The organism is Geothrix sp. PMB-07, from assembly GCF_030758935.1.
Classification (GTDB): Bacteria; Acidobacteriota; Holophagae; order Holophagales; family Holophagaceae; genus Geothrix.
The window spans coordinates 1613446-1639084 of sequence record NZ_CP132333.1; the positions used below are offsets into that span (position 1 = coordinate 1613446).

At 62.7% G+C, this 25639-nt stretch carries 22 protein-coding genes and 1 tRNA gene; 19 read left to right on the forward strand and 4 right to left on the reverse strand.

Annotation, left to right across the window (positions count from 1 at the left end; genetic code table 11):
* The first annotated feature begins 18 nt into the window (after positions 1-18).
* Genes pgsA through Q9293_RS07140 form a run of 3 tightly spaced genes read left to right on the forward strand, consistent with a single transcriptional unit; the run spans position 19 to position 2010 of the window.
* Positions 19-666 carry a CDP-diacylglycerol--glycerol-3-phosphate 3-phosphatidyltransferase gene (gene pgsA, locus Q9293_RS07130; RefSeq protein ID WP_306251456.1) on the forward strand — a complete coding sequence of 216 codons (648 nt, stop codon included), beginning with the start codon at positions 19-21 and terminating at the stop codon, positions 664-666.
* Positions 663-1277 carry a DUF502 domain-containing protein gene (locus Q9293_RS07135; RefSeq protein ID WP_306251458.1) on the forward strand — a complete coding sequence of 205 codons (615 nt, stop codon included), beginning with the start codon at positions 663-665 and terminating at the stop codon, positions 1275-1277. The genes pgsA and Q9293_RS07135 overlap by 4 nt, the downstream gene beginning before the upstream one ends.
* Position 1278: 1 nt before the next feature.
* Complete coding sequence (locus Q9293_RS07140) at positions 1279-2010, forward strand: SDR family NAD(P)-dependent oxidoreductase (protein WP_306251460.1); 732 nt, start codon at positions 1279-1281, stop codon at positions 2008-2010.
* Here Q9293_RS07140 and Q9293_RS07145 read toward each other — a convergent pair.
* A complete protein-coding gene (locus Q9293_RS07145) occupies positions 2004-3245 on the reverse strand; it encodes an MFS transporter (RefSeq protein ID WP_306251462.1) in 1242 nt (413 codons plus the stop codon). The genes Q9293_RS07140 and Q9293_RS07145 overlap by 7 nt on opposite strands.
* A gap of 62 nt (positions 3246-3307) precedes the next feature.
* Between Q9293_RS07145 and Q9293_RS07150 the strand changes: the two genes are divergently transcribed.
* Both Q9293_RS07150 and Q9293_RS07155 read left to right on the forward strand, forming a co-directional pair.
* On the forward strand, positions 3308-4540 hold the full coding sequence (locus Q9293_RS07150) for an FAD-dependent oxidoreductase (protein WP_306251464.1): 1233 nt from the start codon (positions 3308-3310) through the stop codon (positions 4538-4540).
* A gap of 17 nt (positions 4541-4557) precedes the next feature.
* Positions 4558-4634, forward strand: a tRNA-Arg gene (locus tag Q9293_RS07155).
* Positions 4635-4686: 52 nt separating this feature from the next.
* On the opposite strand, the gene Q9293_RS07160 is transcribed toward Q9293_RS07155, so the two are convergent.
* Positions 4687-5646: a hypothetical protein gene (locus Q9293_RS07160; RefSeq protein ID WP_306251466.1), complete on the reverse strand. Its 960-nt coding sequence runs from the start codon at positions 5644-5646 to the stop codon at positions 4687-4689.
* Between the two features lie 446 nt (positions 5647-6092).
* Here Q9293_RS07160 and Q9293_RS07165 point away from each other — a divergent pair, with 446 nt between their 5' ends.
* The 4 genes from Q9293_RS07165 to Q9293_RS07180 all read left to right on the forward strand — a co-directional run bounded on the left by Q9293_RS07165 (position 6093) and on the right by Q9293_RS07180 (position 13285).
* Positions 6093-8678 (forward strand): glycosyl transferase family protein, encoded by a 2586-nt coding sequence (locus tag Q9293_RS07165; protein ID WP_306251467.1) that lies wholly within the window; start codon positions 6093-6095, stop codon positions 8676-8678.
* A gap of 110 nt (positions 8679-8788) precedes the next feature.
* Positions 8789-10399 carry a hypothetical protein gene (locus tag Q9293_RS07170; RefSeq protein WP_306251469.1) on the forward strand — a complete coding sequence of 537 codons (1611 nt, stop codon included), beginning with the start codon at positions 8789-8791 and terminating at the stop codon, positions 10397-10399.
* Between the two features lie 52 nt (positions 10400-10451).
* A complete protein-coding gene (gene wecB, locus Q9293_RS07175; RefSeq protein WP_306251471.1) occupies positions 10452-11543 on the forward strand; it encodes a non-hydrolyzing UDP-N-acetylglucosamine 2-epimerase in 1092 nt (363 codons plus the stop codon).
* Positions 11544-11689: 146 nt separating this feature from the next.
* The gene (locus Q9293_RS07180; protein WP_306251473.1) at positions 11690-13285 is read left to right on the forward strand and encodes a DUF2334 domain-containing protein; all 1596 of its coding nucleotides are present in this window, start codon (positions 11690-11692) and stop codon (positions 13283-13285) included.
* Between the two features lie 4 nt (positions 13286-13289).
* On the opposite strand, the gene Q9293_RS07185 is transcribed toward Q9293_RS07180, so the two are convergent.
* A complete protein-coding gene (locus Q9293_RS07185; protein WP_306251475.1) occupies positions 13290-14648 on the reverse strand; it encodes an alginate export family protein in 1359 nt (452 codons plus the stop codon).
* A 271-nt stretch (positions 14649-14919) separates the two neighbouring features.
* Between Q9293_RS07185 and Q9293_RS07190 the strand changes: the two genes are divergently transcribed.
* Positions 14920-15720 (forward strand): hypothetical protein, encoded by an 801-nt coding sequence (locus Q9293_RS07190; protein WP_306251477.1) that lies wholly within the window; start codon positions 14920-14922, stop codon positions 15718-15720.
* A 65-nt stretch (positions 15721-15785) separates the two neighbouring features.
* On the opposite strand, the gene Q9293_RS07195 is transcribed toward Q9293_RS07190, so the two are convergent.
* The gene (locus tag Q9293_RS07195) at positions 15786-16565 is read right to left on the reverse strand and encodes a hypothetical protein (RefSeq protein ID WP_306251479.1); all 780 of its coding nucleotides are present in this window, start codon (positions 16563-16565) and stop codon (positions 15786-15788) included.
* 322 nt (positions 16566-16887) lie between these two features.
* Between Q9293_RS07195 and Q9293_RS07200 the strand changes: the two genes are divergently transcribed.
* From Q9293_RS07200 to Q9293_RS07240, 9 genes are all read left to right on the forward strand, one after another.
* Positions 16888-17214 (forward strand): HU family DNA-binding protein, encoded by a 327-nt coding sequence (locus Q9293_RS07200; protein WP_306251481.1) that lies wholly within the window; start codon positions 16888-16890, stop codon positions 17212-17214.
* 538 nt (positions 17215-17752) lie between these two features.
* The gene (locus Q9293_RS07205; RefSeq protein WP_306251484.1) at positions 17753-19063 is read left to right on the forward strand and encodes a porin; all 1311 of its coding nucleotides are present in this window, start codon (positions 17753-17755) and stop codon (positions 19061-19063) included.
* Between the two features lie 144 nt (positions 19064-19207).
* On the forward strand, positions 19208-20353 hold the full coding sequence (locus Q9293_RS07210) for an ABC transporter substrate-binding protein (RefSeq protein ID WP_306251486.1): 1146 nt from the start codon (positions 19208-19210) through the stop codon (positions 20351-20353).
* 62 nt (positions 20354-20415) lie between these two features.
* Positions 20416-21285, forward strand: coding sequence for a branched-chain amino acid ABC transporter permease (locus Q9293_RS07215; RefSeq protein ID WP_306251487.1), 870 nt, complete (start codon positions 20416-20418; stop codon positions 21283-21285).
* 10 nt (positions 21286-21295) lie between these two features.
* On the forward strand, positions 21296-22345 hold the full coding sequence (locus Q9293_RS07220) for a branched-chain amino acid ABC transporter permease (protein ID WP_306251490.1): 1050 nt from the start codon (positions 21296-21298) through the stop codon (positions 22343-22345).
* Entirely contained in the window at positions 22345-23064 is a 720-nt protein-coding gene (locus Q9293_RS07225; protein ID WP_306251492.1) for an ABC transporter ATP-binding protein, read from the forward strand. The genes Q9293_RS07220 and Q9293_RS07225 overlap by 1 nt, the downstream gene beginning before the upstream one ends.
* The gene (locus Q9293_RS07230; RefSeq protein ID WP_306251494.1) at positions 23057-23761 is read left to right on the forward strand and encodes an ABC transporter ATP-binding protein; all 705 of its coding nucleotides are present in this window, start codon (positions 23057-23059) and stop codon (positions 23759-23761) included. Before Q9293_RS07225 ends, Q9293_RS07230 begins: the two co-directional genes overlap by 8 nt.
* Before the next feature lie 24 nt (positions 23762-23785).
* Positions 23786-24208, forward strand: coding sequence for a CBS domain-containing protein (locus tag Q9293_RS07235; RefSeq protein WP_306251495.1), 423 nt, complete (start codon positions 23786-23788; stop codon positions 24206-24208).
* 102 nt (positions 24209-24310) lie between these two features.
* Positions 24311-25615, forward strand: a complete 1305-nt coding sequence (locus Q9293_RS07240) for an MFS transporter (protein ID WP_306251497.1) — start codon at positions 24311-24313, stop codon at positions 25613-25615.
* Positions 25616-25639 lie beyond the last annotated feature (24 nt).

The window sequence follows — 25639 nt, forward strand, 5'->3', positions numbered from 1 at the left end:
GGAGCCGATCAGCACCCCATGAACCTTCCGAACCTTCTTTCGCTCGCCCGGATCCTCATGGTCCCTGTTCTGGTCGTGGTGCTCATGACCAAGGTGACGAACCACGAGGTCATCGGCGTGGTGGTGTTCTGGGTGGCCTCCATCACGGATTGGCTGGACGGCTACCTGGCCCGGCGCTGGAAGCAGGTGACCACGCTCGGCAAGCTGCTGGATCCCCTCGCAGACAAGCTGCTGGTCTCGGGTGCCCTCATTTCGCTGGTGGAACTGAACCTCGCGCCGGCCTGGATGACCTTCGTCATCGTCGCGCGTGAATTCGCCATCACAGGCCTGCGCGGCATCGCCAGCGAAGAGGGCATGACCATTCCCGCGGGCACCGTGGGCAAGTGGAAGATGGGCTTCCAGGTGGCGGCCATCTCCTGCCTCATCCTCGGCCCAAGGCTCGACTACTGGCTCTACGAGTGGACCCACAAGGAGATCTTCCACTTCTTCATCCAGCTGAACCGGCCCTACACCTTCTTCTGGGGCATGGGTGTGCTGCTGCTCTGGGGTGCGGTGATCCTGGCCATCTGGAGCGCCATCTCCTACTTTCACGGCTTCTGGAAGGTGGTGGGCCCGCGCATCATGGCCGGGAACAGCCACCTGACCGGGCCTGAGGATTCCGAATGATCCGAAAGTATCTCCTCGCGGGCCTGTTTACCCTGCTGCCGCTGGTGGTCACGCTGTGGATCCTCAAGGGCATCTTCACGGCCCTCATCGGCATCTTCCGTGGACCCCTCACGTGGCTCGCCCACCTGATCCATGTGCCCGATCCACCCACCTGGGGCCTGGCGCTCTTCTCGGCCCTGGCCACGGTGCTGCTGCTGCTCCTGGTGGGCGCTCTGGTGGGTAATTTCATCGGCCGCCAGGTGCTGAGCTGGCTGGACGAGCTGATGATGCACATCCCCGTGGTGAAGACCATCTACGGCGCCACCCGGCAGCTCATGGGCGCCATCCAATCGGGGCAGGGCGGTAGCTTCAAGGATGTGGTGCTGGTGGAGTGGCCTCATCCCGGGTCGTACACTCTTGGTTTCGTGGCCAGCCGCAACTGTTCCTGGGCCATTGAGGGCGGCGAAAGCCTGGTGGCGGTCTACGTGCCCACCTCGCCCAACCCCACCTCCGGCTACGTGGTGATGGTGGAGGCGGCCAAGGTGAAGCCCGTGGATCTCAGCGCGGACCAGGCCCTCACCTGGGCCGTGAGTGGCGGGGTGGTGGTGCCTGATCCCAACCGGGGCCGCTGAGGTGGCCGGGGCCCTGGAAGGCAAGCGGATTCTGGTGACCGGCGCCGGCAGTGGCATCGGCCGCGTGGCCGCCCGCCTGTTTCAAGAACGTGGGGCCGCCCTGGTGCTGGCGGGCCGACGTCTGGAGGCGCTTCAGGAGACCTCTCCACTGGCTCAGTGCGTGCAGCTGGATCATGCCGACGAGGCCGCGGTCGCAGGTTTCACCGCCGGGTGCGGTCCCCTGGATGGTCTGTTCCTGGCTGCAGGAGAACTTCGGACAGGCTCTGTCGAATCGACTTCCACTGCGGATTTTGAGGCCGTCATGGCTGCCAACCTTCGCGGCCCCTGGCTGTTGGCCCATCACCTGGGCCCGCTGCTGCGGGAGGGCGGCAGCGTGGTGCTGGTGGGCTCCAACATCGGTTTGCGCGCCATCCCTGACAGTGCCGCCTACAGCGTGGCCAAGGCCGGTGTGCACATGCTGGCCAAAGTGCTGGCCCTGGAGTGGGCGCCGCGCCGCATTCGCTGCAACGCCATCGCACCCGGGCCGGTGCACACGCCCATGGTGGATGCGCGGCTGGCCGTCAGCGCGGATCCCGCCCGCGATCTGGCCCGCCTCTCGGAAGTGAACCCCTTGAAGCGCCTGGGGACCGCCGAGGAAGTGGCGGCCCTCGCGGCCCACCTGCTGAGCGATGAAAGCGCCTGGACAACCGGGGCCGTCATTCCCATGGATGGCGGCGCCGACGCGGTCTACTGAATCCGTATTCGCCCTACTCCACGAAATCGAGATCCCGCCCCGTGGGTTTCCGGCAGGCCCCAAAGGGCTCCGAAGGCGAGGGCGAAGCAGAGGGCGCCCACCGCCCAGGCTGCGCCCACCATTCCCATCGAGCCCCGGAAGTACAGGAAGCTCCCGGTGATCAGGGGCACCGCGCCCCGCACGAAATTGGGCACCGTGGTGGCCACTGTGGCCCGCAAGTTGGTGCCGAACTGTTCGGCGGCGATGGTGACAAACACGGCCCAGTAGCCCGTGGCCAGGCCCAGGTAACCCGCCAGGATGTAGAAAAGTGTCGGGGTGAGGCCGCGCACGCTCAGGTAGATCACCACGCCTCCCAGTGCCGCGGCGATGGACCAGCCCACCACCTTCTTGCGCGTGTGGTAGGCCTGACTCAGGAAGCCGCTGAGCACGCTGCCGAGGGTGATGCCGGTGTAGCAGAAGGCCACGGCCGTGCCCGCGTTCACCTTGCCGCTGACCTTCAGCACCGGCGCGAATTCGGGTGAGAAGGTGATGAGGATGCCCACCACGAACCAGGTGGGCAGCCCGATGAGAATGCAGCGGATGTAACGCCCAAGCCGGTTCCAGTTGGTGAAGAGGCTGAGGAAGTCGCCCCGTGCCACCGTGGCTTCGTGCGTTTTGGCGAACATGAAACTCTCGCGGATGCCCACCCGCAGAAAGAGCAGGGCGATGCCCAAACCGCCGCCGATGGCGTAGGTGACGCGCCAGGGAAAGAAATCGCCCACCAGCTTGGCGGTGACGGCTCCGAAGATGCCCACGGCCGCCACGATGGCCGTGCCGTAGCCGCGCAGATCCTTGGGCAGGATCTCCGACACCATGGTCACCGCCGCGCCCAGTTCGCCCGCCAGACCCAGGCCCGCGAGGAAACGCCATAGCGCGTACGCAGGTACCGAATGGACGAAGGCATTGGCGAGGTTGGCCATCGAGTAGAGGGCGATGCTGCCGAAGAGGGTGGAGAGGCGGCCCTTCTTGTCGCCCAGCACGCCCCAGAAAATGCCGCCCAGCAGCATGCCCACCATCTGCCAATTGAGCAGGCTGGCGCCCACTTCGATCTGGAGGGCGGGCGGCACGCCCAGGGCCGTGAGGCTGGGCTGGCGCACGATGGGGAAGAGCAGCAGGTCGAACATGTCCACGAAGTAGCCGAGGGCGGCCACGAGGACGGTGAGGTTCAGGACGGTGCGGAGTCGGCTCTGGGTCATGGTGACTTTATTGAATCACAGCGGCCGGTCACAGAATCACAGAGACCGGGCACACTGCTTCCATGTCCGAACCGGCCTGGCCCACTCCCCCCACAGGCACCTGCGCACAGCCTGCCTCCACCGATGTGGACGTGGCCATCCTTGGTGCGGGCATCCATGGCGCGGCCCTGGCCCGGGAACTGACGCTGCGGGGCGTCTCCTGCGCCCTGGTGGACAAGGGCGAGGTGGGCGGGGGCACCAGCCAGTGGTCCAGTCAGCTGCTGCATGGCGGTATCCGCTACATGCTCACGGGTGACATCACGCAGATGCGCGAGGGCCTGGCGGAGCGCGCCACCTGGGCCCGCATCGCGCCCCAGCGCTGCCGCTGGGAGGCCTTCTGGATGCCCCACCGGTTCTGGGCGGAGGGCCTGGCTCACCGCGTCGGCATCGGCCTCTACGACCACTGGGGCGCGGACCGCCCTGACTGGCCATCAGCCCTGCTGCGTGGCGGCGTTCCCTCCCGGGTGTTCGAGGCCGATCCCCGCAGCGCGAAGGGACCTTTCCGCGGCGCCACGGCCTATGCCGACCTCATGACCTGGGACCAGGAACTCACCAAGGACCTCGCGGCTTCCAGTGAGGCCCGCCTGCTGGATTTCCATGAGCCGGGGGCCTTCGTGGAAGAGGGAGGCGCCTTGGTCTCCCTTCAGCTGCGTGATCGGCGGGATGGAACCGTGCGCACCCTGGCGGCCCGGAAATGGGTGTTCGCCCTGGGGCCCTGGACCGATGGCGCCATGGCTGCCTGGTTCGGCGAAACGCGCAAGCGGCTCCGCCTCTCTTCGGGCATCCACCTCTGGTTCGACGCCGTCCCAGGCTGTGAACGCCCCTGGGCCATCCGCCGCCCCAAGGGCCGCATCCTCTTCGTGATTCCCCGCGACGGTTTGCTCCAGGTGGGTACCACTGAGCGCGAAGTGGAGGATGGATGGGTACCCATCCTGGATTCGGAACGAGAGGAGCTGTTCCTGGCCCTGGAGGAGAACCTGCCCGCCATCGCCTGGCGCCGTTTGCCCATCCGCGTGGAGGAGCTGGGGGTGCGGCCCCTGGTGGCTGCCGGAGGCACCACCAGCCACCTCAGCCGGGAAGCGGTGCTGGAGCAGCATGCGCGCTTCCATAACCTCACCCTGGTGCTGGGCGGCAAGCTGACCACTGCCCGCGCCCTCATGGATCGGCTGGCCACGGAGCTCACCGGTCTGCCCTGCGCAGCCTCCAGAACCAAGCCCCTGCGCCTTTGGGATGGACAGGCCGCCGGAATCCGGTAGAATCATTCTTTCAGTGCGGTCCCGTAGCTCAGCTGGATAGAGCACAAGACTACGAATCTTGGGGTCGGGCGTTCGAGTCGCTCCGGGACCACCACTCACTGGCATGCAAACCCCCTGAAGCCTTCTGCTGACGGGGTTTTTTTGCATCAAGGGGCTTGGGCCTGGAGGCGGTGCAGCACCTCCCAATCCGGGCTGGTCTGAGGCACCATCGTCTGGCGGAAGTGCCAGTAGAATCCCCCGCCCACGAAGGCGGGCACGCTGGGTACGCGATAGCCATACATGCGTCGCAGCAGGTCAGATCGGGTGGAGAAGGCGGCCGGAATGCCGCCGCCCCAGCCGAATTCTCCGAAGGCCAGCCGGGCCTTGGGGAACCGGACGGCCAGGCCGCGGAACAGCCTGCCGAGCTCCTTCGGGGTGAGCCGGTGCCCCTGGTTCTGATCCTCGTAATAGCTCACCAGCACCAGGCTCACGCCTTTCCGCAGGCGATGCCCCTTCGGGAAGTTGGCATCGATCCAGGGAAGGAGGCCGTGGCCCTTCGGCGGGGCGACTTCGTAGTAGAAGGTGATTGCCGAGGGTTTGCCCGCGGCCGTCACGGCATCGAACATGGCCTCGACCTTGGGCACGACCTCGGAGCCGAGCCAGTTCCCGTTGACCTCGTTGCCCACCTCCCAGATGGCCACGAAGGGGCTCAGCGCTTCCAGGTATTCGGCGATGCGGCGTCGAACCGTCGGAAGGTCCATCGAAGCCATGGCCGAGGAGTCCAGGGGAAGGCCCATGATCTCCGCTGCCGTGGCCAGAGCCTGTGTGGCGGGCACGTAGTCCGTGGCTGTGGGATGCCCTTCGGCGGGTGGGTCGAACACCACGCGCAGGGTGGTGCGGTGGGGCAGGGCCTTCAGCGCCTCAATCTGGCGGGGGGTGTCGAGGGTGGGGTCGTCGGTGGTGAGGCCCCAGACCCGGGGGGCCGGGACGGCGGCTTTGGGTCGATCCGCGGCCACCCCAGATGCCAGGGACAGCGCGGTCAGGAGCCACCCCAGTCCGAGGCGACGCCAGAACCAGGGCCAGGGCTCGCTGGCCGGATGGAGTTGTCTCGCAGATGCCTGGATCATGACCGTCTCGATGGAATGGAAAACGGGGACTTAGTGTGACGGCAGCGGAGGGCGTCATTTCTAGACAAATCAATGGGGTGAAGGCGATTTGCTGATTTGGTTGTCTGAGTGAAAACCTCCGAAAAACCTGGAAGGATTCCGAATTCATTTGTGTTAACGATGTAAATATTAATTCAATAAACATTGATGTTAGCAAAATAAATATGAGTGGATCTATTGACAGGTTTTTTCCGCTACTCGATGATCAAAAAACGGGAATACCGTGAAGGTTGTTCAAATGCTGGTTGTCACAGCGTAAACAAGATTACCTGCACATCCACTGATTTCTTTCCGTTCCGTGTTCCGGGACCGGAGGGAATCGTCTTCTCAAGCGGCCCCCCGGTGGGGGCCGCCATCGGCCTAACTCTAAAAAAGGAAGGGCTCGCATTCAAAGCGGGTAACTGCCCATGGACCTCATGCTTCAAGTGATCTTTGGCCTCGCTGTTTTCGTGAATGTCCTGGTGTTCGTGAGCAGCTGCGATGATGCGTTCATCGACGGCTATTTCTGGATCCGTCAGGCTTTTCGGAAGCTGACGATCCAGCGCAAGCATCCTCGCTTCCGCCTGGAGGACCTTCACGAAAGGGTGGAAGCCCCTTTCGCCATCATGGTTCCCGCCTGGAAGGAATTCGACGTCATCGCCAAGATGATCGAAAACACCAACGCCACCATGGAGTACCGGAACTACCAGATTTTTGTCGGGACCTACCTCAACGATGGCGAAACCCAGGCCGAAGTGGACCGGATGGCCCGGCGGTACAAAAACGTTCAGCGTGTGGATGTCCCGCATTTTGGCCCCACCTGCAAGGCCGACTGCCTGAACTCGATCGTCGATGCCGTGTTCCGTCACGAGAAGGAAACGAATCAGGCCTTTGCCGGGTTGGTGATCCACGATTCGGAGGATGTCATTCATCCCCTGGAGTTGAAGGTCTTCAACCACCTGATTGACCGCAAGGACCTCATCCAGCTTCCCGTGCTCAGCCTGGAGCGCGACTGGCATCAGTGGGTGGCAGGCACCTACCAGGATGATTTCGCGGAATGGCACTCCAAGGATCTGGTGGTTCGGGAGAGCCTGACGGGTCTGGTGCCCTGCGCGGGCACGGGCATGTGCTACTCGCGCCGTGCCCTGGGGGCGCTCATGGAGGAGACCGGCGAGGCCCCCTTCAACACCTCCACCCTGACCGAAGACTACGATTTCAGCTTCCGCCTGAAGAAGTTTGGATTGAAGCAGGCGTTTGTGAAGATCCCCTTGCAGTACAGCAAGCACATCAAGGATTGGCGCGGTGAACGTACCGTCGAACGCCACGACCTCCTGGGCGTTCGGGAGTTCTTTCCCTCCACCTTCCGCACGGCCTACCGCCAGCGGGCCCGTTGGATTCTGGGCATCGGCCTGCAGGGTTGGGAGACCATGGGTTGGAAGGGGGATCTGAAAGCGAAGTATTTCATGTTCCGGGACCGCAAAGGCCTCTTCACCAGCCTGGTCACCATTCTGGCCTACCTGCTGTTCACGGCCCTGGGTTCGATTCTCATCTTCCAGCACCTTGGAATCGGCGGCGCACACCTTTCTGCCGGATTCCGGCCAGGCGGCTGGCTCATGCGCCTCATGCAGGTGAACGCGGTGTTCATGCTGAACCGCCTGGTGCAGCGGTTCATCTTCGTCCGCAGGCTCTACGGTACGGTTCATGGGCTGCTCGCCATCCCGAGGATCCTGGTGAGCAACCTGGTCAATTTCGCAGCGGCTGTGCGGGCCTGGCGGCAGTACGTCGGCCACCGTGTCTCGGGCCGTGCCCTGACCTGGGACAAGACCGCCCATGCCTACCCGACCAGCGCAGACATGCAGCCCTTCCGCCGGAAGCTGGGGGAAATTCTGATCCAGTGGAACGAGCTCGACAAACAGCGCCTCGACGAGGCTCTCAGCGAACAGGAGAAGACGGGTCGACGACTGGGGACCATCCTGATGGAGCGCTACGGCCTTTCCGAGGCCAATCTGGCGGACGCGATCGCCAGCCAGTCAAACCTTCCGCGCAGTCTGCTCCACCTGGACTCGCTCGAACAGACTCAGTCCCTGCTGCCGCATGCCCTGGCTGTCCAGCACGGCTGGGTGCCCTTGGGCGTCGGGGAAAAGGAGGAACTGCTGATCGGTGTTTCTGCGCCGCCTTCCGAAGAAGCAAAAGCCGAAGCTCTCAAACACCTCCGAGTGGCCCCGAAGTTCTTCATCCTGACGGAGAGCGAAACAGCTCGCGCTTTGGCGTTCCTCATCACGGGCAGCGCCGCCACAGGTGTCGCAGGTTCCACGGATTCCGGCCGGTTGGGGCAATTCCTCGATCTGAAGTTGGGCGAGATCCTGATTCAGTGGAATCAACTCGATGAGCACCAGCTGCAAGCCGCGCTTGAAGAACATGGCAACACTGGCGAACGCATTGGCCGTGTGCTCATGGAACGGCAAGGCCTGTCCGAGGCCAGCCTCGCTGACGCCATCGCCTTCCAGGCCAACCTTCCGCGCAAGCAGCTCGACATGGGCGTGGTCGAGCAGCTGCACGCCTTCCTGCCGCGGACCCTGGCCCTTCAGCATGGATGGATCCCTCTCGGCATCGGGAACAACCACGAACTCCTGATCGGAGCTGCCAATCCCCCGACGAAACAGGCCATGGCCGAGTTCCGTGATCGATTCACCGTGATGCCTCAGTTTTTCATCCTGACGGAAAGCGAAGTCGCCTGTGCTTTGGCCTACCTGATCCTCGGTGAGGCCTCAGCAGAGGACATTGGGTCGGTGGTGGGAACGCAGCTCAACCTGGGGTTCTCCTTCCGGAAGGGCCGCTCCGCGGTCCAGTTGAGAGATGTCCTGGCTGGCTACTGCTATGCCAAGCACGGGAGCCTGCGCGCCTTCCTGGAGGACCGGGGGCTTGTCGAGTCAGTATCGACGGAGCGCTCCCAGGCTGAAGTCCGCCTGTCCGCCATCGGGCTCCAACTTTCAACCGCTGCCAAATCCTGCTGAACGTCTCCGATCCCGCCCTCATTCGAGTCCCTCTCATGCCACGATGCTCCACCGGTCTTCTGTTCGCGTTCCTTGCCTGCCCAATTCTCCATGCCCAGGCGCCCCTCCCCTTGGAGGGCGAACCTTACCGTTTGGCGGAAGAGGCCTACCGGCTGCAGCAGAACCAGGATGTGAACGGCGCCTTGCATGCAGTGGACGGCGCTCTGGCTTTGGCGCCCGGCCACCCTCAACTGCTGGCGATCAAGCGTGAGCTGTTGTTTGCGTCGGGGCGTCTGGATGAATCCGACACGGTGAATCACAGCATCCTGGCGCAGCAGCCGGGGAATGCCGAAGCCCGTCTCTTTCTGGTTTACCTGAGACAGCGCCAGAGCCGATTCGCCGAAGCGCTTGAGGCCGCTGGCCGAATCTCCAGCGATCCGGCCACTCCGAAAGACGTCCATCAGAAAACGCGCTCTGCGATGGTCGATCTGTTGCAGGCCATGGGGCGCCCGGCGGAGGCGCTGACCGCATTGGAGACCCTCGAAGGGGAGCCCAGTCTGGTGGATCAATCCCGGCGGGCCTTCCTGGTGCTTGCGTGCGGTCGACCGGAAGCGGCCTGTCCGGAGTTTGAAAAGGCTCTGGCGATGGCACCGCCCGCAGAGCAGCGGCGCACGCTTCTTCAGGGACTTTGCGATGCAGCCCGTGGCGCCAAGAAACCCGATCTGGAGTTGAAGGCCTTGGAGGCCCTGCGTGCCCAGGGTCCGAAGGACCATCGCGTGGCCCTGGATCTGGCCTATGCCTACCTGGGCCACCAACGTGACCGCGAGGCGCTGGAACAATTCCGCGTGGCCCTGGATTCTGCGAGTCCCTCCGGTGCCTGGTTGGATGCCGGTTATGCCGCCAAGAGGGCGGGGAAGAATGCCGAGGCTGCCGGTTACTTCTCCAAGGGCATCGAAGCCCGAGCGAAGGCTGGTGAGCGCGAACCCGTGCTGGATTTCGGCCTTCGCCGTGAAGTGGAGAGCCTGAGCCGGAGTTGGGGCTTGGTCTCGGGCACGGCTTACCGTCAAGGTGGCTTGCTTCCGGGCATCGAATCCGAGCAGAAGGTTCTGCAGCAGGGCCTTGAAGCCTATTGGCAGCCCGAGTTCCTCACGCGGGACGGCCGGATGGTTCAGATCTTCGCCCAGGCCTTTGAAAACCTCTATTCCGCCAGCGCCAGCACCACGGGGGGGCCCACCCTGCAGGGGGCCGCCGGCATCCGGGTCAAGCCTCTTTCTTCACAAAACCTTGTCCTGACCGCAGAGAAGCTCATCAAGGTCGGCCGGTTCGCCATGGATGACTGGATGTTCAGGGCGGCCTATTCGCTGGATCAGGGGCTCGACCTGCGCCCCTGGCAGTCTGATTGGAACTACTGGAGCCTTTACACCGAGGCGGCCTCCTTCGCCAAGACCGGCCAGTACGTCCACCAGTTGGAACTGCGTGCGGGCCATTCCTGGCGAATTCCAGTCAGCGATGGCCGGAATGTGCTTTCGCCGCACTTCGTGCTGGCCGGGGATTACGACAACCGGTTGCTGGAGACATCTGCGGCTGGCCTGGGGGCGGGGGCTTCCTTGCGCCACTGGTTCCGGGAGGATCGGAGCCACGCTCCTGCCAGTTGGGTTGAACTGACCATCCAGGGGCGCACGAAGCTCAACAGCGCCAGCCGCGGTGGCGGCGTGTTCGTCACCCTCTCCTGCTGGTTCTAGGTCACCACCCATGGTGAGCGGAGGGGCAGTGGCGAAGAGAGTCGTGTGTGTCATGGGCACGAGGCCCGAAGTGATCAAGATGGCCCCCGTGGTGAAGGCGCTCCAATCCTCTGGGCTGGACGCCAGGGTTCTGGCGACGGCCCAGCACCGGGGCATGCTTGACCAGATGATGGAAACATTCCAGCTGAAGACCGACTGGGATCTGGATGCCATGCGTCCGGGCCAGACCCTGCCTGACCTCACGGGCCGCCTGATTCCCGCCTTGGCGGACGTGTTCCAATCCTCGGGCGCTCAGGCGGTGCTGGCCCAGGGGGATACGACGACTGTGTTCTGCGCGGCGCTGGCCGCTTACTTTGTGGGAATTCCGTTCGGCCATGTGGAGGCAGGTCTCCGCAGCGGCGACCTGCTCTCGCCTTTTCCCGAAGAAGGCATGCGGCGGCTCACGGCGCCGCTGGCCAGGTGGCATTTCGCTCCTACCGAAACTTCACGCACGGCCTTGTTGCGGGAAGGGACCGCAGATTCAAGCATCCACGTGGTTGGCAACACGGTCATCGACGCGCTTCTTGCCACGGTGGCGCGACCCGATCTGTGCCTTCCTCCGGTGGTTCGCTCCTTGAAGGAAGGAGAGCGTCGGGTGTTGGTGACGCTTCATCGCCGCGAGAACTTCGGTGAGCCCCTCGAGCGCATTCTCGGGTCGCTGCGGCGCTTCGCCCAGCGCCACCCCGAGGCGAGTCTGGTCTACCCCGTCCATCCCAACCCCAACGTGCTTGGGCCGGCGCAGGATCTTTTGGGGGGCCTGTCAAACGTCCAGCTGATCGATCCCCTCGATTACCCGGGACTGGTCGCGGTCATGAGGGAAGCCTACCTGGTGCTTACAGACAGCGGCGGCATCCAGGAAGAGGCTCCAGCCATCGGACGGCCTGTGCTCGTCTTCCGGGACGTGACGGAGCGTCCGGAGGCCGTGGAGGCAGGCGGCGTGCGTCTGGTCGGCAGTGACCCTGACCGTTTCGATCAGGAGGTCGAGGCGCTTTGGAATGATTCGAAGGCCTACGCGGACATGGCTCGGCCCCGGTTCCCCTACGGCGACGGAAGCTCGGCTCAGCGCATCGCCTCCATCCTCAAGCGGGATGTGGCTGGAGGCTGAGACTCTGGAGCAGCCGGGCCTTTCGTCGTCTGATCGGTCGATGGACACCAGCTATCTTCAGCGCACCTTCTCTTCCATGATGGATGTGATGGATCGTTCTGGCTGAGGCGGGTGAGGGCATGCGGCTTCATGGTTGGTTTTGTGGCTTGGCGCTCCTGCTCCTGCCGGTTTTTGGGATGGCGGCCCCCGGGCCTGTCCCCGGCCCTGGCTTAGCGGTCGACGCTGCCGAACCCCAGGTGCTCGCCATCCTGAATCTGCCGGAATCAGAGATCGAAAAGCAGGCCAATATCCTGGCGATTCTTCTGGGGCATTTTTCGACCAGGGTGACGTTGGTGAAAGCCCAGGCATTCATCCCGCCGGAGGGGTGTGGCCCCTCGCACGTGGTCTACTTTGGAGGGCAAGGCACCGAGATGCCAGGTCGCGTGGTGGATTTTCTCCAGAAGCGGCAGGGCCGTACGCTCTTCATCGGCCACGGCATCGAGAACGTGCCGTGGGCGGCGAGCCGGATGCTCGCCGCAACCGATGCGCTGTACGACGGCCTGCAGGCAGGTGAGGGGACGCTCAAGTCCCAACTGGAAGTCACGCACCTGATGAAGCGCATCGAGGCGAGGCCCGGTGTGGCTCTGACGGTTCATGCCCAGGCCTTTTTCTCGGGGGTAAGCACACCCTTTTGTGCCTCGGCGGGTGACCTGTTCAGCCTGGCGCCCGTGGCCCTGGATCAAGAGATCCTGCCCATCGTCGGGGAGGTTCTCTTTGCCTTTTTCGAGCAGTCCGGAGCAAGGACCTTTCCCCTCGTCTATCTCCGCCTGGAGGACATCCACCCCAATGCCGACGCCCAGAAACTGTTCGCCATCGGAAGGTATCTGAAAGGGAAAAAGATTCCGTACATGGTGGGTGTCATTCCGACCTACCGGCATCCGGAGACGGGCCGCATCAAGCAGCTCTCGGAGGCTCCTGAGGTGGTCAAGGCCCTGCGATTCATGCAGGATAATGGCGCTTCGATCCTCCTGCATGGCCATACCCATCAATACCGGAATGCAGAAACGGGTGAGGGCTTTGAATTCTGGGATGTGGAGAATGACCGCCCGATCTATCAAGGCCCGATGGAGCCTGCGAACGTTCCGGCGGATCCCAAGGACGCGCCGGAGTGGTTGAGGAGGGGGCAAGCCTACGAGAAGGCCTATATCCATTCGCACCTCCAGCAAGGAGTGCAGGCCCTGGTTGCGCAGCGGCTTTATCCCCTGGCTTTCGAGGCGCCGCATTACGCCATGTCCCAGGCTGGCTATCGCTACCTTTCGGAATCCTTCTCCAGCTGTGTGGGGCATCTGCAGGTGTCCGATGTCACCTGGAAGAACCAGATCTCCAGCTTGCACCTCAGCCGACCGGCCTTCCTGAATGGCATGGTGGCCTACCCAGAGAACCTGGGTTTCGTGCTGGGCAATCAGCCAGACTCTGCAGTCAGGATCCGTGAAATGACCATGGCTCGGTCCAAGTACCGCGATGCCTTGCTGGGCGTGTTCTACCACCCCTATCTCGGCTTGGAGAAGCTGCAGGGACTCGTCGCTGAGCTGGAGAAAGTTCCGGGGATCCACTGGGTGGACCTCAAACACGAGGAGAACTGGGTGCGAGTCCCGGGCCTTTCGATCCGTTCAGGCCTGCATGGCATCACGGTCGACGCTGACCGCGCACAGGGCGCTTCGAGGAAAGCCCGTCCAACGCTCAGGGAGAATCCGAAATCCTAAGGACTCAGAAACGGGATTTGAACGTGTAAGTGAGCTCGAAGCGCAGGAAGTGGCCTGAGTCATCCCCGGAGTAGAACGAGCCAGGCGTGAAGTGCTCATAGAGCACGTGGCCTTTCAGGGAGGGGCTGAACCGGTAGTCGGCACGGGCCTGCCAGAGGAGCCCGCGCTTCTTGCCCGTGCTGAAGATGGGCCCTGGTGTCAGCGCAGGAGCCTCCATGGCGGCCATCTGGTAGAGGGTGCCGCGGAGATCCAGGGCCTGCGTCGGGCTGCATTTGACTTCAGCTTCCCACATGCGGGTGTTGGTGGCGTAGCCGATGGCCTTTTCCGGTGCCGTGGAGATGACATAGAACTCGCTCCACTTGGGCCAGCGGCTGAAAAGCGGATCCCAGGCTGTGATCTTGTCGGAGCTGCGATCCTGCCCGGATTGGGCGATGCAAGCCAGGGAAACCGAGGGTTTCCAGTCCGCCTCGAAGCCCTTCTTGGCGCGAGCATAGCCGCCCCAGGCGCGGATGCTTTTGGACGGCTCCGGCGTGCCAGGGTGGCCGTCCTGGGTGCCCCGTTGGCCCGCGGCTTCTGCGCTCAACGTCCAGCCGCTTTGCAGATCCTGCACCACTCGCCCGCCCAGGGTATGCAGGCGGCGGTCGGGCTGGAAGGCCGGTGACGTGACCGCCCGGTAATCCTTCTTCTCGGTCTTGTAGAAGTAGTAGCCCTCCAAGCTGGTTCCCGGTATTTCCTGGCCGGTGCAGTAGAGGCCAAGGGCCTGTTCATCCCATTCGTTGAGCAGAATTTTTTCCGCAGGATTCTTGATTTCATTGATCACCGGAAGCTGGTCTTCCTTGGGATCGGAAATGACCAGGAACTCCAGCTTGGACTTGCTCCAGGCGAAGGTGGCATCGATGGCGTTGAAGTACGTGGTGCGGGAACCATCACCGGAACTGCCATCGAAAAGCACGAAACCCTCGCCGCGCATCAGGTTCTGGCGCCCCACCCGCACGGAAAAGGCCTGGGAGAACCTGTAGTCGAGGTAGAGCGTGTCGAAGATGACTTCGCGACCGTTGTATCGGAAATTATCCGGGCGGGTGGTCTTGCGGTTCTCGTTGCAGAGGCCCGCAGAGACTTCGAGATCCTGGGCCAGGTTGGCGGTGAGCCAGGCTCGGCTTCGGAAGCGGTAGTGCGTGCGGTAGTCCACCTTGGCATCGTTGTGATCGGCGATGTTGTCCCAGTCTTCGGAGCGAACGCGTTCTTCGAAACCGAATTCGGCTTTGGCGCCACTGGGAAGGGACTGGCCCAGGCTTGGCAAGGCGGCCAGGAACGAAAGGAACGTGGTTGCGGCCAGGGCTGCATGAGGGCGCTTGGGTGCCAAGGAGAATCTCCCGGGGGATGTGGTTCAAGGTTCAGGCAGGCAGCTCGGTTATCCGATTTCGAGGAGATGCCTGGATTCCAGGGAGAGGCCCGGATCTTCTGAAGGGTCGCCCAGACGCGGCGGTCCAACGACCCCATGCTAAATCGGCCTTCGTGAGGCATGGATCACCTCGGCAGCTGGCCGCCATCGAGGGCTGAGAAAGATGGTTTCAGAGATCTCACCCAGCAGGCGTTCCAAGCCGATACAGAGGTCTCGCCGCAGGGAGGTTCTCATGTCCATCCGAATCGGTACGGCTGTGGCAGCGACGCTGGGCCTGGTTGCCTGCACTTCCAGCACCACCAGTGAGATCCAGGTGAAGAACACCGATGCCGCCTCTTTGAAGGCCTCGCCCGCCGGTGTGGCCACCACGGTGTTCACGGATCTGGAAAGCATCCGCCCCGACAACCTGGCCACGGGCACCTCCAGCAGCGGCTGTGTCACGGTGAGCCCCCTCAGCCCGACCAGCTTCCGGTACACCTTCAATGGCTGCCAGTCAGCCAACGGCGGCACCATGACTGGCACGGTCACCGTCACAACCTCGGGGACGGGTACGGTGGTGAACAATGCCCTCTTTGATGTGGTTGTGACCGACGCCACAAGTTCCTGGCATTACGCAGGGACCAAGGTCATCACGCTCAATGCCTCGGCAAGGACCGCCTCCCTCACGGTCCCCGATGGCCAACCCTTCACCGTTTCCCACCAGGTCACGGCCGACGCTTCCAAGAACAAGGCCTGGACGTATACCACCAGCCTGCAGGCGGATTGGTCGAATGCCAGCGCCGTGAGGTTCTGGGGCGAGTACGCCTTCCATCAGGCCCAGCCGGTGGGTGACACCATGACGGTGACCATCCCGCAGGTCATGCCGCTCACCTGGTCGCCTGGTTGCGCCTATCCCAGCGCGGGTGTGTTGAACCTTTCCCTTCCACCGGCCAGTGCAGAGGTGCGCTTCAACACCTCCATCACCGATGCGACGGTGCAGCAGGGCTGCGGCGTGATCACCATCAATGGCTACCGGCTGGCCTTGGGGCAGTGAAGCCCATGGCGTCATGAACAGGCCCCGCCGATGCGGGGCCTGTTGCTGGATGCAACGGCTCGAGACTAGAAGCGCAGGACAACGCCAAAGCCGGTACCCTGGCGGTCCAGCCGGATCTCGAGGTCGTCCTTGACCGAGCCATTGGGCACATCCAATTTTTCCGTATCCGTGAACACCCGCACTCCCAGCCATCGCACCGGGAAATAGCGCAGGTCGGCGCCGACGTGATGGTAAGTGGCTCCCTTTGCGCTGAGCAGGTGGTAGTAGCCCTTGGCGATGATCCGTTTGTCGAAGGCGTTGAAGCCTGTGGAGAGTCCGATCTGCGGGATGGGCAGGGGCACCTTCTCGGTGACGGGGGGGACATAGGCCGTGGTCAGCGGTTCATAGGCAGAGGCGGTCATGTCGAGGTCCCACACACGTGCCCCGAGATCGATGCCGATCCAGAACTGGGGCCAGGTGAGGGCGCGGATGGTCCAGTTGAAGGTGTAGTCCTTGAGCTTGACGTTGGAGTCGACCAGGGCCCCCGCATGGAAGGTGGTGCCATTGAGCTGCACATCTTTCTGGATGAAGTTGTGGCCACGATAGTCCTGCTCTTCGCCTGAGAATTCAACGCCGAAGCGGGGCCCTTGGTACTCCAGGCTGAGGCCAAGCTTCGTGGAATCCTTCTGGAGGCCGAAGTCGTCCTGGAGATCTACCCTCAGGGGTTTTCCGTCCTGAATGCCCTTGAAGTGGCCTTCGAAAGTGGGTCCCACGCGATGCAGATCGAACTGGAAGGTGCGATCCAGGTCGCCGGAGAGCAATGGCACACAGGAGATGAGGCCTAGCATCAGGCCGGTCCGGTTCATGGTGGGCTCCTTGTCGATACTCCCGAATCGGCACCGGAGGAGTCCGGCATGCATTCTGGCCCGAATGAGGCGGGGCGCCATTGGAGGGCCGTCCGCTGCGAGCCGAAATGGCCAAAAGCCCCGTAGAATGGGCGTTTTGAGGGCATCGGATAGGCCTTCGTAGCGGCTCACCTGCGGGATTCCTGCATCCCCGGCCAAACGATTTGCATTCTGAATGCTTGATCTCATCCAGATTTGAGGCAATATCCAAGCGGCAAGGCGTTCGCGCCCCACCCATCAACAACCCGCGCCCGATGGCGCTTTCACACACAGGAGGCCTCTCTTGGCCGAAAACCTCTCCAAGGCTGAAATCGTCGATGTGGTCGCCAAGGCCGCCGACATCACCAAAACGGCTGCTGCCACGGCGATCAACTGTGTCCTCGAGACCATCGCCACCCACGTGAACAAGGGTGGAAAGGTCGCTCTCGTCGGCTTCGGCACCTTCAGCCAGAAGAGCCGCAAGGCTCGCACGGGCCGCAACCCCCAGACGGGCGAGCCCATCAAGATCGCCGCCTCGAAGTCCATGAGCTTCAAGGCCTCGAAGGCTGCCAAGGCTGCCAAGCCCAAGGCGAAGGCTGCCAAGCCCGCCAAGGCTGCCAAGAAGAAGTAAGCACCTCTTCGCTGCAGGAAAGGGGCCTCATGGCCCCTTTTTTTGCGCCCGCCCGCGGCGCCGCGGTACTCGCCTTCAGGCGGTGCGACCGGTTCGGATTGAACCGGCCGCATCGACCACGCACCTCGCCCGGAACCTGCTTCGGATTTGCCACATGGTCAAAACGCAGAGGAGCTTGGCTGTAAATTATGTATTACCGCTCGACGCCCTTATGCCTAAGGCCCATAAGCTGGTTTTCAGCCAGTTGGGTACATGCCGAATGAGGGAATTTTCCGCATCCCTGCCAAGAGGTGTTTAGACCAGGCACCTTTTTATAACACCTTTGTTTCCAAAAAATCACATAAACACGTGCATCTAAGTGGGCTTTGCTACACACTTGGTCAACTCTTCTGCCGTTTTTGATGGACTCAGGCTGGACGCCCGTTTAGCTTGAATTCGTCTGTTACAGCCCAGCGACCGGTGCCCCATTTCCTCAGGTCTTCTGGTGCGTGTCCCCTTTCCCCTTGTCCCCTAACCCCCACTCATATGGAGTCCAACCATGAAGATCACCCGCATCGCCGGTATCGCAGCGCTGCTCGCCGCCGGGTTCACCCAGGCCCAGGCCCAGACTCCCGCCGTCAAGTTCGACGGCGCCCTGATCGAGTTCTGGTACACCCAGATGCTCGACAACAACCTGCGCTACAACTCCCCGGCCAAGTCCTACTACGACGGCCTGAGCTCCTCCCAGGCCAACGTCGGCAACGCCCAGGGCAGCCTGGGCCGGTTCCAGGAGAACACCTTCGCCATCAAGCGCTCCGAGGTCTACCTCAGCGGCAAGGTGTCGGATGACGTCAGCTGGAACGTGATGTTCGATCCCAACAACAGCGCCAACGGCACCGGCAACAACGTGCTGCAGGACGCGGTGGTGACTTGGGCTTTCGCCAAGGGCTTCACCCTGAAGGCCGGCCAGTTCAAGATGCCGACCACCTATGAATCCACACTGGTCTCGGCCCGCGAGATCCTCTTCTTCGACCGCACCCAGTTGAGCCGTCTCCTCGGTGAGCGCCGCGACCGGGGTGCCTGGTTCAGCTACGGCTATGGCGATGCCGCCGGTTTCCAGGGCAAGCTCAATGTCGCCATCTCCAACGGCACCTCCGATGACGGCAGCACCGGCAAGAACAACGATGCCAATGCCCAGAAGGATTGGACCTTCCGCTTTGATGGCGGCTACGGCACCGCCCACAAGTTCGGTTTCTGGTATCGCGAAGGCGAGACCGGCCTGAAGAGCAGCGCCACCGTGGCGGGCACCACCGCCGCCTGGGGCGCCACTGGCGCGACGGCCGCGCAGATCCTGGACAACCGGGACAAGACCACGGCCCAGGGTGTGTTCTATGCCTATGACGACAGCACCTGGCACGCCGATTTCGAGTACGCCACCGGTCTCCTGGGCCGCCGCTTCCCCACCCTCTATGACACGACTGCCTCGGCCGTGAAGCGCGAGCACCTCGACCAGAAGTTCACCGGCTACGCCCTCACCGGCGTCTATAAGATGGGCGCCCACTGGCTGACCGCCCGTTACGACCTGATGAACTACAACTCCGGCGACAAGTGGTACACGGCCTTCAACCCCTACAAGGAAAGCGCCGTGGGCACACCCCTGCTCGTGAACGGCGCCCCCGTGGACTACACGCCCAAGTACACCGAGATCACCGTGGGTTACAACTACCTCTTCGTGCCCACCAAGCAGACGGCGGGCAAGCTGAAGCTGGACTACATCACGCGCAGCAAGAACTTCCTGATTCCCCGTGCTGGCCAGACGGGCGAGCAGGGCGGCAACAGCCTCGTCGCTTCTCTGATGGTCGCCTTCTGATTTGACGTAACAGGCTGATTTCTTTTCAGCTGCGGAACCACGGGATACCTGGGTCACAACCCATGGGTCCCGTGGTTTTTTTGATGGGGATAGGTGTAGACTCCCGGACACCATCCATCCATACCATTTTGATCGGGAGCACCCATGCGAAAGCACCTCCTGGCCCTGGGCGTTGCCACGGCCCTCTCTCCTTGCCTGATGGCCCAGAAGATCGGCGTCATCAACACCATGAGCGGTGCCGAAGCGCCCATCGGCGAAAACATCACCAACGGCATCAAGTTGGCCGAAGAGGATCTGAAGAAGAAGGGCTACAACCTGCACCTGGTATGGGAGGACGACACGGGCAAGCCGCAGATCTCCATGAGCGCCATGGAGAAGCTGGCCACCCGCGACAACGTGGCGGGCGTGGTGGGGCCTTACACGTCCGCTTGCTCCAATGCCGTGGCCAAGCTGGCGGAGAAGTACAAGGTGCCGCTTCTGATTCCCGCCGCCGCCAAGGAGGAGATCACCCGTCAGGGTCTCAAGTTCGTCTTCCGCATGAACGCACCGGCGGACAAGTATGCCTCCAGCCTCATCGATGCGGCCCTGACGCTCGGCAAGGCGAAGACCATCGCCTTCGTGTACGAGAATACCGACTTCGGCACCTCCACCTCGAAGACGGCCAAGGACTATGTGGCCAAGAAAGGCCTCCAGGTGGTGGGCGATGTGGCCTACCCCAAGGGGTCCGCGGACTACCGTTCGAGCTTGGCCCAGATCAAATCGAAGAATCCGGATCTGGTCTTCATGGTGTCCTACGTGGCCGATGCCATCTTGCTCATGCGGCAGTCCAAGGAAGTGGGGCTCCAGCCCCAGGCTTTCCTCGGCGCGGGTGCCGGTTTCACCACGGTCGAGTTCGCCAAGGAGAAGGCCATCTCAGAGGGCGTCATCTCCTGCACCCAGTGGACCGATGATGTGAATTGGCCGGGCGCCAAGGATTTTGGTGCCCGCTACAAGGCCAAATTCGGCAAGGAACCCACCTATCACGCAGCCTGCGCCTACGCTTCCATGGTGATCATGGCGGAGACCGCGAAGAACGCGGGCGGCGACCGAGCCAAGACCCGTGATGGGCTCAAGGGCGGCAAGTGGAACGGCATCATGGGCGAGGTGCAATTCGCCGACTACGACGGGTTCAACAACCAGAACAACCACACGATGCTGGTGCAGCAGATCATCGCGGGGAGCTACGAAACGATCCTGCCCGCACCGTTCGCGACGAAGAAGGCGGTCTATCCCTTCCCCAAGTGGAAGTGATGGACTTTCTGCCAAGACCCACTGAACCGAACCGGGGCTGACACCACGGAGGTGAAGCGTCCATGGCCGTCTTCATGCAATCGCTCCTCAGCGGCATCCTCATCGGAGGGGTGTACGCGCTCATCGGCATCGGCCTGACCCTGATCTTCGGCGTCATGCGGGTCATCAACTTCGCCCACGGCGACATCCTCATGGTGGGGATGTATCTCACCTACATTTTGTTCAGTTGGCTGCACATCGACCCCTTCATGTCGGTGCTTATCACCTTCCCGCTGATGTTCCTCTTCGGGGGCTTCCTCCAGAAGGTGTTCATCAACCGGGTGCTCAACGCCCTCGCCCAGAACCAGATTCTGCTGACCATTGGTCTGGGATTGGTCATGAGCAACACCGTGATGCTCATCTTCACCTCCGACTACAAGATCATCTCCACCTCCTACTCCTCCTCCACCATCCAGGTCGGAGGTGGCGTGGCGGTGTCCACACCGCTGCTCATCTCCTTCTGCATCACCGCCGCCATCACCGCGGCGCTGTACTGGTTCCTGCTCAAAACGGACACGGGCCAGGCCATCCGAGCCACGGCCCAGGACCGCGAAGCCGCCCAACTCATGGGCATCAACGTGAAGCGCATGTCCATCATCGCCTTCGGCCTTGGCGCCGCCTTCGCGGGAACGGCCGGGGCCCTGATCTCGCCCACCTACTACATCTTCCCCCAGGTGGGCGGGGTGTTCACGCTGAAGGCCTTCGTCATCACGGTGCTGGGCGGCATGGGCAGCGTGGTGGGGGCCACCCTGGGCGGCATCCTCATCGGCATCACGGAATCCCTGAGTGCGGTTTACATCTCCTCGGGCTGGAAGGATGTGGTGGTCTTCGTCCTCTTCCTGCTGGTGCTCCTGTTCAGGCCCGCGGGCTTGATGGGCAAGTCCCGGACCTGAGGAGGACGCCATGACCAACAGCCTCCTCAAACCCTCCGCGGGCATCCTGATCCTGGCCATTCTTTTTGCCCTGCCCAGGTTCGTGGAGAGCCCCTACGCGCTGCACATGATGATCCTTCTGTTTCTGAGCGTCTCTCAGGGCCAGAGCTGGAACATCCTCGGTGGTTACGCGGGTCAACACTCCGTGGGCCATGCGGCCTACTTCGGCGTGGGCGCCTACACCACCATGATGCTCATGCACACGAAGCAGATCGCCCCCTGGATCGGCGTCTGGGCTGGCGTGGGGCTGGTGGTTCTGGTGGCCCTGGTCATCGGCAGCATCTGCTTCCGCCTGCGCGGTCCCTACTTCGTGCTGGCTTCCATCGCCGTGGCGGAGATCCTCCGACTGTCAGCCATCAACCTGACCACCCTCACCAATGGCGCCGAGGGCATTCTGGCCACGGAGCTGCCACCCTTCAAGGTGGGCGCCACCTTGATCACCGACTTCTCCACCAAGGTGCCCTTCTACCACATCGGCCTGGTGCTGGCCCTGGCCACCATCGCCATCACCTATTGGGTGCAGCACTCCAAACTCGGCTACTTCCTGCAGGCCATCCGGGAGGATCAGGATGCCGCCCACTCCCTGGGCATTCCCATCTCGCGCTACAAGAACATCGCCCTGGTGATCTCCGCGGTGCTCACCTCGCTGGCGGGCAGCTTCTACGGCATCTACGTGGGGTTCGTCGATCCCCCCACGGTGCTGGGGCTGGATGTCTCCGTCCAGATCATGCTCATCTGCATCATCGGCGGCATGGGCACGCTCTGGGGGCCGGTGCTGGGCTCCCTGGTGCTGGTGCCGCTGTCGGAGGCCCTGCGGAGCAACCTGATCACCGAGGCCCTGGTGAAGGTGGGCGCAGTGAACGCGGATTCCCGCACAGGCCTGTTCCTGAAGGAGAACCTCTCGCACGCCCACGTGCTGCTCTACGGGATCCTGGTGGTGCTGGTGATCCTCTTCATGCCCGATGGCCTCATGGGCTTCTTCCGGAGGCTGACCGCACGCCGTCAGCGGGAGGCGGTTTGATGGCCATCCTCGAGATCCAGAAGGTCAGCAAGTTCTTCGGTGGCCTGGCCGCCAATTCCAATGTGTCCTTCTCCGTAGAGGAGGGCAGCATCATGGGCCTCATCGGACCCAACGGGGCGGGCAAGACCACCCTCTTCAACTGCATCACGGGCTACTACCCCCCATCGAGGGGGGAGATCCTCTTCGATGGCCGCCGCATGAATGGCCTCGATCCCGACAAGGTCTGCATGCTGGGCATGGTGCGCACCTGGCAGAAGGTACGGCCCCTGGCGAAGCTTTCTGTGGTGGACAACGTCATGGTGGGGGCCCTGGCTCGCACCGCCTCGCTGAAGGTCGCCCGGGCCTTGGCCATGGAACAGCTCCGAGTGGTGCGCATGGAGCACAGGGCTGATTTCCCGGCTGGGGGCCTGCCCATCGGAGAGCGAAAGAAGCTGGAGGTGGCGCGCTCCCTGGCCACGCAGCCGAAGCTCCTGCTGTTGGATGAGGTCATGGGCGGCCTGAATCCGGCGGAGAGTGAGGAGATCATCCAGCTCATCCTCGACATCAAGGCGCGCGGCCTCACACAGATGGTCATCGAGCACGACATGAAGGCCATCATGCGCATCTCGGACCGCATCGTGGTGCTGGCCTCGGGCGAAAAGCTCATGGAAGGATCGCCCCAGGAAGTCGTCAGCCATCCGGAAGTGATCAGCGCCTACCTGGGTGAGAGCCATGCTTAGGGTCGAGAAGCTCACCTTCGCCTACGGTGACCTCAAGGTGCTTTGGGACGTGGATCTGGAGGTGAAGGAAGGCGAGATCGTCACGGTGGTGGGCGCCAACGGCGCCGGGAAATCCACCACGCTCAAGAACATCTCCCGGCTGGTGAAGCCCACTTCGGGCAGCCTCATCTTCCAGGGGCGCGACCTCACCCGGCTGCAGCCCCATCAGGTGGTGGAGGCGGGCGTGGTGCAAGTGCCTGAAGGCCGCCGCATCTTCCCCGAGATGACGGTGCTGGAGAACCTCCGCATGGGTTCTTATGTGAAGGCCACCCGGGCGGATCGTCAGAAAAACATTGATTGGGTGTTCGAGCTGTTTCCCCGGCTCAAGGAAAGGGAGAAGCAGCTGGGTGGGACGATGTCCGGCGGGGAGCAGCAGATGCTGGCCATCGCCCGGGGGCTCATGGCCAATCCCAAAATCCTGCTCCTGGACGAGCCCTCTTTGGGGCTTTCCCCCTTGCTTGTCAAAAACATTTTCGACATCATCATCGGCATTAACCAGCTGGGCGTTACCATCCTTCTGGTGGAGCAGAACGTCTACCAGTCCCTCCGCATCTCGCACCGGGCCTACGTGATGGAAACCGGGCGGGTCGTGCTCACGGGCAAGGGGGATGAGCTGCTCAACAACGACCACATCAAAAAAGCCTTCCTAGGCATGTAAGCCCGACCATGTGAGGAGCATCCGATGGCCACCGTCCAGCAGTGGATGACCAAGAATCCCATCACCATCGATCAGGACGCCTCCATCATCGAGGCCATCCACCTCATGAAGGAGAAGGGCATTCGCCGCCTGCCGGTCATGGCCAAGGGGGTGTTCACGGGCCTGATTACGGAACGGATGATCAAGGACTACACGCCGGGCAAGGCCACCTCTCTGGATACCTGGGAGGTCCACTACCTCCTATCCAAAACGCCTGTGAAGGACGTGATGAACCCGGCCCCCCGGCGCGTGACGCCGGACACTGATTTGGCCACGGCCGCGCAGGAAATCCTGGACCACAAGCTCTATGGCCTTTGCGTGGTGGATGCCAAGGGCGAGCTGGTGGGCATCATGTCTGTGGGGGACATGCTCAGAGCGGTTGTGGAATTCGCAAGGGCCGCCAAATAGGTTTCTCGTCTCACCGCAAGGCCGGGCCCAGGGCGGCCTGGTCGATGTTCCTGGCCCTTTCCATTCCGGGTTGACCACCACGACGAAACCCCGGGAAGATCGATGGGCAGTCCCCTTTCCGGAGGCACCTTGGGCTTCGCTCAGCGTTTGCAAGACATCCGCCATGGATTCGAGCGGCCCTTCTGGGTGGCCAACATCAGTGAGTTGTTCGAGCGCCTCTCGTACTACGCGGCCTTCGCCTCTCTGGCCCGGTACCTCAATGAATCGCTTGGGTTCCCGGCCCAGGATGCGAGCAGCCTTACGGGTGTTTTCGGCGGTCTGGTGTGGTTCATGGCGGCCTTTGGGGGCGCCGTGGCGGATCGCCTGGGATTTCGCCGGGCCCTGTCCCTGGCCTACCTGATCCTCAGCAGTTCGTATTTCCTGCTGGGATCGCTGGGTGCCTCGTGGATGGTCCCGGTGCGCGGCGCCGTGCCCCTGGGGGCCCTGGTGGTCTTCCTGCTGATGCTGCCCGCGCTGGGCGTGGCCTTGGTGAAGCCCGCGGTGGTGGGGACGACGGCCCGGGCCTCCAAGGAAAATGTGCGCACCATCGGCTATTCCATTTACTACACCCTGGTGAACATCGGTGGCGCAGCTGGCCCCTTCGTGGCCTCGTATGTCCACCGTCACATGAGCGTCGAGAATGTGTTCCGTGTGGCCGCGGTCAGTGTCTTTGCCATGTTCTTTGCCGTGCTTCTGCTCTTTAAAGAACCGCGACGGGAGGGCGATGCGCCGCCGCCGTCCCTGGTGGAAACGGGGAAGAACTTCCTTACCGTGATTTCCAACCCGAAGTTCATGCTGTTCCTGATCATTTTCACGGGCTACTGGGTGGTGTACTGGCAGGAGTTCATCACGCTTCCTCTCTATGTGGTGAAGTACATCGACCCCAAGGCGGACACGGAACTTCTGCTGATGACCGGGCCGCTCGTCGTGATCTCGCTGACGGTTCTGCTCAACCTCGCCACGCAAAAGATCGCCTCCATGAAGGCTGTGACACTGGGCACCCTGATTTCATCCCTCGCCTGGATCGTGCTGGTCTTCAAACCGACCGTGACGGGAGTGATCATCACCCTCGTCTGCGTGGCGCTCGGCGAGATTGTCCAGTCTCCCCGCTACTACGAGTACATTTCCCGGCTGGCCCCGGCAGGCCAGCAGGGCACCTACATGGGGTTCGCCTTCCTCCCGATCGGACTCGGCTCCATCATTGGCGGCTGGTTCGGCGGAAAGCTGATGCACCATTTCGGCGAAGTGAAGCATCAGCCTACGGGCATGCTTTGGACCATCATCGGCGTGGGTTTGCTCACGGCCGTGTTGCTATGGGTGTACGACCGCATGCTGTCCGCGGGAAGGGGCGGACAGACGAACGGTTGAGCCCAGAGTCTATGGGTTGATGGG